Consider the following 10959-nt stretch of genomic DNA (forward strand, 5'->3'; position numbering starts at 1 on the left):
CCGGGGTCGCGAGCGGGATGTACCGGACCGTAGGGTGGGCCGGACCACCGACGATCGGAGGCTGATCATGGGTACGGCTGCTCTCGGCACGATGCTGGCCTCCGCTTCGTCGCGGGCGACCCGGCTCGCCTGACCCCCGGTCCGTCCCGGGGTCCCGCACCCCGCCTCGCCCGTCGCGAAGCGATGAGGTGACCCGCCGTCCGCGCGGGTCCTTCGTCCTGGCGTGACCACGCCACCACATCGCTTCCGAGGGAGTCCTCGTGTTTCCGCAGTTCCCGTGCGGGCGCCTCCGCGTACCCGCACGTCGTCACCTGCCCGGGTGGTCCTGATGACCGCCGTCAGCTCACACCGGCTCGGCCCGGACTTCGCCCGACTCTGGACCGCCAACGCCGTCTCCAACCTCGGCGACGGGATGACCATGATCGCCGGCCCGCTCCTGGTCGCCTCGATCAGCGACGACCCGGCGGCGGTCGCCGCGGCGGCGCTCGCCCCGCAGCTGCCCTGGCTGCTCCTCGCCCTGGTCAGCGGGGTGCTGGTGGACCGCCTCGACCGGCGCCGGCTGGTCGTCACGGTCAACCTGGTCCGGGCCGCGGTGCTCGCCGCGCTGGCCGTCGCGGTCCTCGCCGGGGCGGCCACCGTCCCGCTGATCTGCCTGGCCTTCTTCCTGACCGGGGTCGGTGAGACCTTGGCCGACACCGCCTCCGGGGCGCTGCTGCCGGCGCTGGTGCCGGCGGACCAACTGGAACGCGCCAACGGCCGACTCTTCGCCACCTTCGTGCTGGGCAACCAGTTCGCCGCGAAGCCGCTCGGGGCGTACCTGTTCGGTCTCGGTGCGGCGCTGCCGTTCGCGGTCGACGCCGCGAGCTTCGGCCTGGCCGCGCTGCTGGTGGCGCTGCTGCGCTGGCGACCGACGCCACCGGCCGGGCCGACGCCCGACGGCGGGGCGCGGCACTCGCTGCGCGCCGACGTCGCCGCCGGGCTGCGCGCGCTCTGGTCGGTGCCGGTGCTGCGGTCCCTCGCGCTCTGCATCGCCGTGATGAACGTGGCCTTCTGCGCCGCGTTCGCCGCCTTCGTGCTCTACGCCCGGCAGCGGCTCGGGCTGGGCGACGTCGGCTACGGCGTCCTGCTGACCGCCTCCGCCGTCGGTGGGCTGGCCGGCACCGCCCTGGCCGGGCGACTGAAGACCCGGTTCGGCGCCCCCGCTCTGCTGCGGGTGGGGCTGCTGGTGGAGGTCGGGCTCCAGCTCGTGCTCGCCACCACCCGGCAACCCTGGATCGCCGGCGCGGCGCTCGCGGTCTGGGGCGTACACGCGATGGTCTGGGGCGTGCTGGTGGTGTCGCTGCGGCAGCGGCTGGTCCCAGACCGGCTGCGCGGCCGGGTGAACAGCGTCTACGCGCTGGCCGACCTGGGCGGGGCGGCCGTCGGCACGGCGCTCGGTGGGCTGCTCGCCCAGGCCACCGGGGCGATCACCGCACCCTTCTGGACGGCGGCCGGGGCGCTGACCGGGCTCACCGTCGCCGTCTGGCGACGGCTGGCCGCCGCCGGCTGACCGCTCGGGTCCCGGCCGCCGCCGCACGGCGGCCGGGACCCGGTGTCAACCGACCGGGACGTCCTGGAACTCAGCCCGGGCGGTGGTAGGTGGGTTCCGCCGGCATCGGCACCTCGAGGAAGGTGGCGCCGCGCAGGTCCAGCCAGGCCCGGTCGGGCGCCCGGACCAGCCGCAGGATCACCTCGGAGCAGACCGGGCAGCGGCCGACCAGCCCGGGCGCGTGGGAGAAGACGTGCAGCCCGGCCAGCGGGCCGAGCGACCCGCACGACTGGCAGCGTGAGGTCGCGGGGCTCAGGTCGACGGCGAACAACTCGCGCAGCGGACCGTCGAGCATGTTGCCGTCCACGTAGGACATGTCGGTCATCGGGCCTCCTCGGGCGTTCACGCGGTGGGGCCGAACCGTTCGGTGCGGACCCGCCGGCTCTGGTGACCCAGCCCGACCAGCAGGTCCGCCACGGTCTCCACGAAGCCGGTGGGCCCGCAGACGTAGCAGAGCGGTTCGAGGTCGGGCGGCCAGCCGTGGGTGTTCACGTCGGCCAGGCCGATCCGGTGCGGCGCGCCCCGCCACCCGTCGGGCGCCTCCCGGGTGTAGACGTACGCCACGTCCAGCCCGTGGTCGTCGCGGGCGCGGGTGCGCAGCTCGTCGGCGTAGATGACGTCGGCCGGGGTGCGGACGGAGTAGATCAGCCGGAACGGCGTCCGGCTGCCGGCGGCGCGCCGGGCCCGGACCATGGCCATCAGCGGCACCACCCCGGAGCCCCCGCCGACCAGCAGCACCGGCGCGGTCTCCTCGGGGCGCCAGACGAAGTACCCGCCGAGCGGGCCGCGCACCTCGATCGGGTCGCCCTCGGCGTACGTGTCGAGCAGGTACGGGGACACCTCGCCGTCGTCCACCCGCTGCACGGTCAGCGCGATCCGGTCGCCGTCGGCCGGCGCCGCCAGCGAGTACGACCGGGCGGCCTGGTAGCCGTCCTCGGCGGTCAGCCGGATGTCGACGTGCTGCCCGGCCACGTGCGCGGGCCAGCCCGGCGCCTCCAGGACCAGGGTGTGCGCGGACGGCGTCTCGACCCGGCGCTCCACCAGCCGGGCCACCCGCCAGGTCAGCGGGGCGCTCAATCGCCGGCGTAGCGCTGCTCGCGCCACGGGTCGCCGTAGTCGTGGTACCCGGCGGTCTCCCAGAAGCCGGGTTGGTCATCGACCAGCAGGCGGATGCCGCGCACCCACTTCGCCGACTTCCAGAGATACAGGTGCGGCACGAGCAGCCGGGCCGGGCCGCCGTGCTCGGCCGGCAGCGGCCCGTCCTCGTACGTGTGCACCACCCAGGCCCGCCCGCCGCGCAGATCGTCCAGCGGCAGGTTGGTGGTGTAGCCGCCGTAGGAGTGGGCCAGCGCGTACCGGGCGGTGGTGTCGACGCCCTCGAGCAGCGTGTCCAGCGAGACGCCCTGCCAGCTGGTGCCGAGCTTGGACCAGTGGGTGACGCAGTGGAGGTCGACGGTCGGCGTCTCCTGCGGCAGCCCGGCCATCTCGTCCCAGGTCCAGCGGAACTCCGTGCCGGTCTCGGTGCTGAGCACGAACTCCCAGGTGTCCAACGGCACCCGCGGCGTCGGACCCGCCGACAGCACCGGGAAGTCCTCCGTCAGGTACTGCCCGGGCGGCAGGGCCGGCCCGCTCGAGCGGCGCCGACCCTGAAAGCCCGGTGACACGATTCCCACCCGTCAGTCGTACCACCAGCGGCTCCCCCGGCGGGGGCGTTCGGCCGTACCCCCGCCCCGGCAGCGGGGGTCAGTGCCGCTCGGTGACGACCTCCGGCTCGCCGGGGACCTGGTCGCGGGTGGCGCGCAGACTGGTGACGGTGACGACGATCAGCACGCCGATGATCACGCCGAGGGAGGCCAGCGTCGGGATCTCCGGTACGCCGGACCAGATGCCGTGCGCCCAGTGCAGGCCGAGCTTCACGCCGATGAAGGCGAGGATGATCGCCAGGCCGTAGCTGAGGTGCACCAGCCGGCTCAGCGCGGCGTGCAGGACGAAGTAGAGCGCGCGCAGGCCGAGCAGGGCGAAGGCGTTGGTGGCGAAGACCAGGTACGGGTCCTCGGTGATGCCGTAGACGGCCGGCACCGAGTCGACGGCGAAGACGATGTCGGTGGCCAGCACCGCGACCACGACCAGGGCGAACGGGGTGAGCGCCCGGCGACCCTGCTGCCGGATGGTCATCCGGGTGCCGTGGTAGTCGTCGACCACCGGCATCACCTTGCGCAGCAGCCGGACCGACCGCATCTTGTTGATGTCGACCTCCTGCTCGTGGCCGGAGAGGGCGTCGCGCAGCAGCTTGATCGCGGTGACGACCAGGATGAGGCCGAAGAGCAGGAAGGCGAAGTCGAGGGTCTGCAGGGCGGCGGCGCCGAGGGCGATGAAGATCGCGCGCAGCACCAGCGCGCCGGCGATGCCGTAGAGCAGCACCCGCTGGGCCAGCGCCGCGGGCACCGCGAAGGCGGCCAGCAGCAGCATGAAGACGAAGAGGTTGTCGACCGAGAGGGACTTCTCGACCAGGTAACCGGTGAGGTACTCCACGCCCTGCTGGGAGCCGAACCGCGACCAGAGCCAGGCGCCGAAGGCCAGCGGCAGCGCGATGTAGAAGGCCGACCAGCCCAGCGCCTCCCGCATGGACACCTCGTGCGGGCGGCGGGTGACCAGGAAGTCCAGCACCAGCAGGACCAGCACGCCGACGATGGTGACCGCCCAGAGGGTGGGCGAGCCCACCGACGACAACTCGGCGGCGGACAGGTACGACGATCCGGTCATGGGGCCTCCTCGAACACGGTGCCATGTTCGAGGTCTCCTTCACCCGCGCTTTTGCGGGCAACCACCCGAGGCGAGCCCGGGGCCGCCGTACTGACCGGAATGGTTCGTGGGAAGTACTCCCCTCGTGCGTCAAGGTTAGGCCCGGCTCACTGGTACGCCAAGTCCGGCCGGCCCTGGTTGCCCTGGTCAACCGCTGGATGCCGGGGGTCGGCGGGGTCGGGGGTGGGACGTGGGAAGCCCGGTGGGCCTATGGTGACGCGATGACCGACGACGCCCACACCGCCTTGGTCGGCCCCCTCACCGGCGTACGCGTGGTCGAGCTGGCCGGCATCGGCCCCGGCCCGTTCACCGCGATGATGCTCGCCGACCTCGGCGCCGACGTGGTCCGGGTCGACCGCACCACCCCGGCCGACCTGCTCAGCCCCCCGGAGGACCTGCTCAACCGCAACCGCCGCTCGGTCGCGGTGGACCTGAAGTCCGACGCCGGGCGCGAGGTGGTGCTGGCCCTGGTGCGCGACGCGGACGCCCTGATCGAGGGGTACCGGCCCGGGGTGACCGAGCGCCTGGGCCTGGGCCCGCGGGAGTGCCTGGCGGTCAACCCCCGGCTGGTGTACGGGCGGATGACCGGCTGGGGCCAGGACGGCCCGTACGCGCACACCGCCGGCCACGACATCGACTACCTGGCGCTGACCGGGGCGCTGCACGGCATCGGCCGGGCCGGGGAGCGGCCGGTGCCGCCGCTGAACCTGCTCGGCGACTTCGGCGGCGGCGGGATGATGCTGGCCCTCGGCATCGTCGCCGCCCTCTACGCCGTCCGGGCCGGCGCCCCCGGCCAGGTGGTCGACGCCGCCATCGTGGACGGCGTGTCGGTGCTGAGCACCCAGGTCCACGCGCTGCGCCGGCTCGGCATGTGGCAGGACCCGCGCGGGGTCAACCTGCTCGACGGCGGCGCGCCGTTCTACGACACGTACGAGTGCGCCGACGGGCGGCACCTCGCCGTCGGGGCCCTGGAGCCGCGCTTCTACGACGAGCTGGTCCGGCTCACCGGCTTTCCGCTCGCCGGCGACGAGGCCCTCGACCGGCACGACCCGGCCAACTGGCCGGCGCTGCGCGAGGCGTGGGCGCGGCTGTTCCGCACCCGTACCCGCGACGAGTGGGCCGAGCTGCTGGCCGGCTCGGACGCCTGCGCGGCGCCGGTGCTGGACTGGCGCGAGGCGCCGGAGCACCCGCACCTGCGGGCGCGGGGCACGTTCGTGGAACACGGCGGGGTCACCCAACCGGCACCGGCGCCCCGCTTCTCCGCGACCCCGACCGCCGTCCGCCGGCCGCCGCCCCGACCCGGTGAGCACACCGACGAGCTGCTGGCCGAGGCCGGCTTCGACGCCGAGCGGATCGCCGCCCTGCGGGCCGCCGGCGCGGTGGCCTGAGCCGTCCCGTTCCCCGGGTCAGGCGCGGCGCAGCACGCTCCCGCCGGGGGTGAGCGCCGGCTCCACCATCTGCCGGTAGTCGCGCGGCAGCTGGGTCACCACGTCGTCGAACTCGCCGCCGCTGAGCGCCTCCCGCAGGGTGGTGAAGACCGCCCGGACGGCCTCCCGGGCGGCGGGCTCGTCGATCTCGGCCCGTTGCGCGACCCGGGCGACGAACTCGGCGGCGCCGAACCGCTGGGCCGCCTCGATGCTCGGGCCGGGCTTGAGGACCAGCTGCAACGGCGCGGGCAACTGGCTGGCGAGGTCGAGCACCTCTCCGCCGGTGAGCCGCTCGGCGAGGGTCTCCAGGGTCGCGTGGGTCAGCCGTACGGCCCGCTCGGAGCCGGTCCGGGTCCGCCGGGCGACCTGGTCGACGAAGGTGTCGTAGTTCACGGGCGCGCTCCCTTCGGCGTCGGACGGGTCGCGTACCCGGCCCGGGGCGTCGGAAACGGCGCCGATTTTCTGGCGGGTCGGCGCGTGACCCGGGGCCGGACGGGTAACCGCCGCCGGTCGTGACCGGATCGAGGCGGCGAGGGAGCTCACGCCATGGCGAGTTACACCGACGTCCTGCAGTACCTGTCCAGCCTGGACTACCCGGCGGAGAAGGACGACGTGGTGCGCGAGGCGGAACGGGAGGGCGCCCCGCCGGAGGTGCTCCAGGCGTTGCGCGCGCTGCCGCCGGTGGACTACGCCAACGGCAACGAGGTGGCCCGTTCCGCCGCCATCGACGCCGCCCCGGAGCTGAGCCCGTCGCAGCGGGCCGCGCAGGCCCGGGAGCCGCACACGCGGGTCTCGCAGCACCTGCGCCGTATCTGAACCGCCGGCGCGCGGTGCGGGCAGCCACCGGGTCGCCGAGGTCCCGCCCGTGATGCGTGGGAGGCCGCACGGGCACACCCCGGCCGCCCTCCAGCTCACCGTGATGGGCGTGGTCGGGTTGTGCGCCGGCGGGCTGTTCGCCGCGCTGGTCGCCCCCGGCCTGGCTCCGCTGGTCGGCTGGGACGCCGCAGCGTTGTGCTGGCTGCTGCTGGTCTGGCGGACGCTTTGGCCGCTGGACGCCGGGCGCACCGCGGCGCTGGCCGTGTACGAGGACCCGAACCGGGCCGTGCGGGACGTGCTGCTGCTGATCGCCTGCCTGGCCAGTCTGCTGGCGGTCGCGCTGGTGCTGACCAGCGCGCGCACCGCGCAGCCGGGCGTGCACCGGGACGCCTCGGGCGCGCTGGCCATGGTCAGCGTGCTGTTGTCCTGGTGCGTGGTGCACACCGTCTACACCGCCCGGTACGCGCGGATCTACTACACCGGCCCGGACGGCGGGGTGGACTTCCACCAGCCCGGCAAGCCCTGCTATCTGGACTTCGCGTACGTGGCGTTCACCATCGGGGCCACGTTCCAGGTCTCCGACACCAACCTGACCAGCCACGAGATGCGCCGGACGGTGCTGGGGCACGCGCTGCTGTCGTACCTGTTCGGGGCGATCATCATTGCGGCGACGGTGAACCTGCTGGCCGCGTTCGCTCGGTGACGTCCGCGAGGCAGGGCGAGGGAAACAGGCGGGCGCCCCGGGTCACGAACCGCGACCTGGGGCGCCACGCGTACCTGTCCCTGGCGGGTCCACGCCCGAACCGGGTCGCGTACCGCCAAGCGGTGGATGTTCGCCCGAACCGGGCGGGCATCGCTGCCACGATCATCATACGATATGACATCACCCGTACGGCTGATTTTGCCAGGACTGTGGGCCACGGCACCCGTGGCTCAGCGGGTCACCTCGGCGTACCGCTGCTCCAGGTCCACCCGGGCCAGCGCGCCGACCAGCCACGCCAACCGCTCCGACTCACCGCTGCCGGCCAGTTCGGCCAGGTCGTCGGCGGAGCGCCCGAGCCCCAGCCGGCGGGCCGCGGTCAGCGCCCGCTTGTCCGCCACCGGAGCGACCTCCCGCCACAGCGCCTGCGTCTCGCGCAGGAACAGGTCGACGACCGTCTCGTCCACTCCGGGCAGTTCGGTGAGCAGCGCCCGCTCCCGCCCCGGGTCGTGCCCGGCCGACGCGCGCAACCGGCGCAGGTCGCCCCGGTACCGCTCGACGACGGTACGGGCCAGGTCGCCCAGGAGATTGGCCAACTCGTCGACGTCGCCGCGCTGGCCGGCCTCGCGCAGCACCCGGGTCCGGTCGGCGTGCAGCGAGCGGGCCAGCCGGGCGGCGCTGTCCCAGCCGTTGTCGGGCAGGGCGTGGGCGCTGTCCAGGGCACGCCGGAAGTCACCCCGGCGGGCCAGCAGCACGGCCAGGCAGAGCAGTTGAAACAGGCTCGACGGGTTGTTGGTCACCCGGAAGCCGTACTGCTCGGCGAAGCCCCGGCCGGCGCCGGCGAGCCGACGTACCAGGCGCTTCCTGTCCTCGATCTTCCTGTCCTCGGTCATCACACTGCGGGTCATGCCCCGCGACTACCCGCCCCGACGCAGGACACGCCTGCCGGTCAACCCCGTACGCCGCCGCGCCGGTCGCGCGCCTTGAGTCGGGTGGTCGGCATCTCCGGGGCGGGCAGTGGCGGGGCGGCGTCGTCGGCGACCACCCCGAACCGCCGGCCGGCCATCCAGTCCTCCCGGGCGGCGGCCACCTCCTCGTGCGACCGGCCGACGAAGTTCCACCACATCACGAGGGGCTCGTCGAACGGCTCACCGCCGAGCAGCATCAGCCGACTGCCGGCGTCGGCCCGCAGGTCCAGCCGGTCCCGGCCGGCACCCAGGTAGAGCAGCGCGCCGGGGGCGAGGTCCAGGCCGTCGACCTGCGCCGCGCCGGACATCGCCAACAGGCCGTACTCGAAATCGGGTCGCAGTGGCAGCGTCGCCGTCGCCGCATCACGGGCCTCGACCTCGACGCCGAGCAGCGGGGTGTGCACCACGGCCGGCGATCGTTCGCCGCGCAGCTCGCCGACGAGCAGCGTGAGGTCGAGTTCGCCGTCGCGCCAGCGGGGCAGCTCGGCGTGGTGGGCGAAGTCGGCGGCGCCGGCTCGCGCCGGGTCCGGCAGCGCCACCCACAGCTGCACGCCGTGCATCACCGGCGGGTGCGTGGCGGGCGACCGCTCGGAGTGGGCGATGCCGCGCCCCGAGGTCATCACGTTGAGCTGGCCGGGGCGGATCGGCTGGACGCTGCCGAGGCTGTCCCGGTGCACGATCTCGCCCTCCAGCAGCCAGGTGACCGTCTGCAGACCGGTGTGCGGGTGCGGCGGCACCTCCATCCCGGGCCGCTCGGCGACGTCGTCCGGGCCGAAGTGGTCGACGAAGCACCACGCGCCGACCATCCGGCGCTGGCGCTGCGGCAGCAGCCGCCGCACCGTCGTGTAGCGCCCCAACGGCACGTCGTGGCCGGGCAGCAGCACGCTGCCCGGATCGACCGGGGCCACGCCGGGCGGTCGGGTCTGTGCCGGCAACGATTCGGTACGGTCCACCGCCCGACTCTATGCCGACGATGGGCGCGCGCACCGGGGGTGGCCCGGTTCCCGTGGTCCACTCCACCGCCGCCGGCTGCCGCCCCGTCGTGGTCCCGGGCTCGTCCGGCCGTGCGGTGGCTCGGTCCCGCGCGCGTCATCGCCGGCTTCGACGCTCCCGGCCGCACTGCCGCTTCCCGGTGTGCCCGCGTCCTACTCGGCGCCGATCGTCACCCGGCTGGCGCCACCGACCAGGTCGACGTAGATCCGGTCGACCGAGCGGTCCCAGTTCGGCGAGCCGACCACCTCCCCGACGGCGAGGCCGTCGTGCCGATCGTCGTACACGGTGACGCCGCCGGCGCCGGAGGCGGCGCGGACCCGTACCGGCGGGGTGCCCGGCGCCCGGATCGTGAACTGGCTGACGCCGCCGGTCATCCGCACCGTCAGGGTGCCGACGGTGGGCGGCAAACTCAGGTCGACGCGCGCCGCCCCGCCGACCAGGTCCACCCCGGCCAGCCGGGCCTCCCCCAGGTCGAGCTGATGCGCGCTGACCCCGCCCACCAGGCGGAGCCGCCACACCAGCCGCGAGTTGAGCACCACGTCGACCGAGCCCGCCCCCGACCGGCCGCTGGCGGCCAGGCGCAACCGCACCCGGTCCCCGAGCACCTCTGGCCGCGGCACCACCCCGGAGTCACCGGGGCTGCTGATCCGGTAGAGCTCGTCGCCCAGTTCCGCGGTACGCAACCGGAACGCGCTCACCCCGTCGGCCAGCTCGAACGTCGCCCGGCGGCGGCCGGCCACCGGCGCGGTAAGGCTCTCCTCGGCGGCCGACTGCGCCGCCTGTGCGGCCTCGGCCGCCCCCGCGCCGCCAGGCTCGGCGCCGACGCTGACCGACGGCGCACCCCGTCCACCGGAGAAGGCCACACCGAGCCGGTCCGGATTGGCCAGGGTGACGGTCACCGCGAGCGCGCCAAGCGCCAGCACCACGATGGCGGCGGCCGTCAGCAGGCGGGTGCCGCGCGGCCAGGACGGATCGTCCGGCGGGGAATCACCGGTCACCACGACGGACGGCTCCCGGCCCTCCCCCGTGACCTCTGTCGTCGGATGGTCGTGCCGGTCCGGCTCCGCCATGCTGCGCCCCTTTCACGGTCCCCGCCGGGCAGTACGTAACCCCGGTCGGAACGGATCAGTGCTTGGGGGTGGGAGGTTGCCCTTTCTGCTGGCCGGGTGCATGGTGCTCGTTCTTCGGGCGGGCTCGTCGGGATGGGGGTTGGCCGTTTGAAGGCGACCGTTCGCTCGCTGCCCCGTGCGTTGCGGTGGTCGGTGGTGGGTGTGTGGCCCGCCGTGGGCACCCTCCGCGCGGGCCTCGCCGCCCCCAACCCCCACACCCCTTTCGACCGCCCGCCGTCGCCGACCCGCGCCGCGATCCGCCGACCACGATGCGTCCATCATGCAGTTAGCAGCGGAGTGGATCTCCCCCACCGCTGCTAACTTCATGATCAACGGCGTGGCCTGGTCCGGTCCGGGGCGATCTTGGACAGTTGCCGTTCCGAGGAGACGGCAAGTGTCCAAGATTCGGTCGGGCAGGGTTTGGTTCCCGGGCGGATATGCCGCTGGCCGGCACCCCTGTTCGGGGTGCCGGCCAGCGTGTCGTTCAGGGTGGGTCAGTTGTTCCAGTGCTTGGCGACGAGGTCGGCGGCCTGCTGCTCCCACTGGGCGTAGTGGT

General features: G+C 74.2%; 12 protein-coding genes. 4 read left to right on the plus strand and 8 right to left on the minus strand.

The genetic code is table 11. The features are described 5' to 3' along the window. Positions 1-328: 328 nt before the first annotated feature. Entirely contained in the window at positions 329-1549 is a 1221-nt protein-coding gene (locus tag V6U89_RS20095; protein ID WP_334572874.1) for an MFS transporter, read from the plus strand. A gap of 70 nt (positions 1550-1619) precedes the next feature. On the opposite strand, the gene V6U89_RS20100 is transcribed toward V6U89_RS20095, so the two are convergent. The 4 genes from V6U89_RS20100 to V6U89_RS20115 all read right to left on the minus strand — a co-directional run bounded on the left by V6U89_RS20100 (position 1620) and on the right by V6U89_RS20115 (position 4351). Next, positions 1620-1913, minus strand: a complete 294-nt coding sequence (locus V6U89_RS20100; RefSeq protein ID WP_179804513.1) for a DUF6510 family protein — start codon at positions 1911-1913, stop codon at positions 1620-1622. A gap of 17 nt (positions 1914-1930) precedes the next feature. Next, positions 1931-2665, minus strand: a complete 735-nt coding sequence (locus V6U89_RS20105) for a ferredoxin reductase (protein WP_334572875.1) — start codon at positions 2663-2665, stop codon at positions 1931-1933. Further along, complete coding sequence (locus V6U89_RS20110; RefSeq protein WP_334572876.1) at positions 2662-3252, minus strand: sulfite oxidase-like oxidoreductase; 591 nt, start codon at positions 3250-3252, stop codon at positions 2662-2664. Before V6U89_RS20110 ends, V6U89_RS20105 begins: the two co-directional genes overlap by 4 nt. A 79-nt stretch (positions 3253-3331) precedes the next feature. Beyond that, positions 3332-4351: a TerC/Alx family metal homeostasis membrane protein gene (locus V6U89_RS20115; protein WP_334572877.1), complete on the minus strand. Its 1020-nt coding sequence runs from the start codon at positions 4349-4351 to the stop codon at positions 3332-3334. Between the two features lie 260 nt (positions 4352-4611). Between V6U89_RS20115 and V6U89_RS20120 the strand changes: the two genes are divergently transcribed. Then, positions 4612-5778: a CaiB/BaiF CoA transferase family protein gene (locus V6U89_RS20120; protein WP_334572878.1), complete on the plus strand. Its 1167-nt coding sequence runs from the start codon at positions 4612-4614 to the stop codon at positions 5776-5778. Positions 5779-5796: 18 nt separating this feature from the next. Here the strand turns inward: V6U89_RS20120 and V6U89_RS20125 are convergent, their stop codons facing one another. Further along, positions 5797-6210 carry a DUF2267 domain-containing protein gene (locus V6U89_RS20125; RefSeq protein ID WP_334572880.1) on the minus strand — a complete coding sequence of 138 codons (414 nt, stop codon included), beginning with the start codon at positions 6208-6210 and terminating at the stop codon, positions 5797-5799. Positions 6211-6363: 153 nt separating this feature from the next. Between V6U89_RS20125 and V6U89_RS20130 the strand changes: the two genes are divergently transcribed. Together V6U89_RS20130 and V6U89_RS20135 are read left to right on the plus strand one after the other, a co-directional pair. Continuing rightward, positions 6364-6633: a DUF2795 domain-containing protein gene (locus V6U89_RS20130; RefSeq protein WP_334572881.1), complete on the plus strand. Its 270-nt coding sequence runs from the start codon at positions 6364-6366 to the stop codon at positions 6631-6633. Between the two features lie 52 nt (positions 6634-6685). Continuing rightward, positions 6686-7336, plus strand: coding sequence for a DUF1345 domain-containing protein (locus tag V6U89_RS20135; RefSeq protein ID WP_334572893.1), 651 nt, complete (start codon positions 6686-6688; stop codon positions 7334-7336). A gap of 230 nt (positions 7337-7566) precedes the next feature. Here V6U89_RS20135 and V6U89_RS20140 read toward each other — a convergent pair whose 3' ends face one another. The 3 genes from V6U89_RS20140 to V6U89_RS20150 form a co-directional block, all read right to left on the minus strand. Then, a complete protein-coding gene (locus tag V6U89_RS20140) occupies positions 7567-8241 on the minus strand; it encodes a hypothetical protein (protein WP_334572882.1) in 675 nt (224 codons plus the stop codon). A 41-nt stretch (positions 8242-8282) separates the two neighbouring features. Then, positions 8283-9254 carry a pirin family protein gene (locus V6U89_RS20145; protein WP_334572883.1) on the minus strand — a complete coding sequence of 324 codons (972 nt, stop codon included), beginning with the start codon at positions 9252-9254 and terminating at the stop codon, positions 8283-8285. A 192-nt stretch (positions 9255-9446) separates the two neighbouring features. Next, on the minus strand, positions 9447-10364 hold the full coding sequence (locus V6U89_RS20150) for a hypothetical protein (RefSeq protein WP_334572884.1): 918 nt from the start codon (positions 10362-10364) through the stop codon (positions 9447-9449). Positions 10365-10959: the final 595 nt, after the last annotated feature.

Source organism: Micromonospora sp. CPCC 206171 (assembly GCF_036906755.1).
Taxonomy (GTDB): Bacteria; Actinomycetota; Actinomycetes; order Mycobacteriales; family Micromonosporaceae; genus Micromonospora; species Micromonospora purpureochromogenes.

Excerpts from the sequence above, each read along its gene's own strand:
- V6U89_RS20095 (WP_334572874.1), top strand. The coding sequence starts at position 329 with ATGACCGCCGTCAGCTCACACCGGCTCGGCCCGGACTTCGCCCGACTC.
- V6U89_RS20100 (WP_179804513.1), bottom strand. The coding sequence starts at position 1,913 with ATGACCGACATGTCCTACGTGGACGGCAACATGCTCGACGGTCCGCTG.
- V6U89_RS20115 (WP_334572877.1), bottom strand. The coding sequence starts at position 4,351 with ATGACCGGATCGTCGTACCTGTCCGCCGCCGAGTTGTCGTCGGTGGGC.
- V6U89_RS20120 (WP_334572878.1), top strand. The coding sequence starts at position 4,612 with ATGACCGACGACGCCCACACCGCCTTGGTCGGCCCCCTCACCGGCGTA.
- V6U89_RS20130 (WP_334572881.1), top strand. The coding sequence starts at position 6,364 with ATGGCGAGTTACACCGACGTCCTGCAGTACCTGTCCAGCCTGGACTAC.
- V6U89_RS20135 (WP_334572893.1), top strand. The coding sequence starts at position 6,686 with ATGCGTGGGAGGCCGCACGGGCACACCCCGGCCGCCCTCCAGCTCACC.
- V6U89_RS20140 (WP_334572882.1), bottom strand. The coding sequence starts at position 8,241 with ATGACCCGCAGTGTGATGACCGAGGACAGGAAGATCGAGGACAGGAAG.
- V6U89_RS20150 (WP_334572884.1), bottom strand. The coding sequence starts at position 10,364 with ATGGCGGAGCCGGACCGGCACGACCATCCGACGACAGAGGTCACGGGG.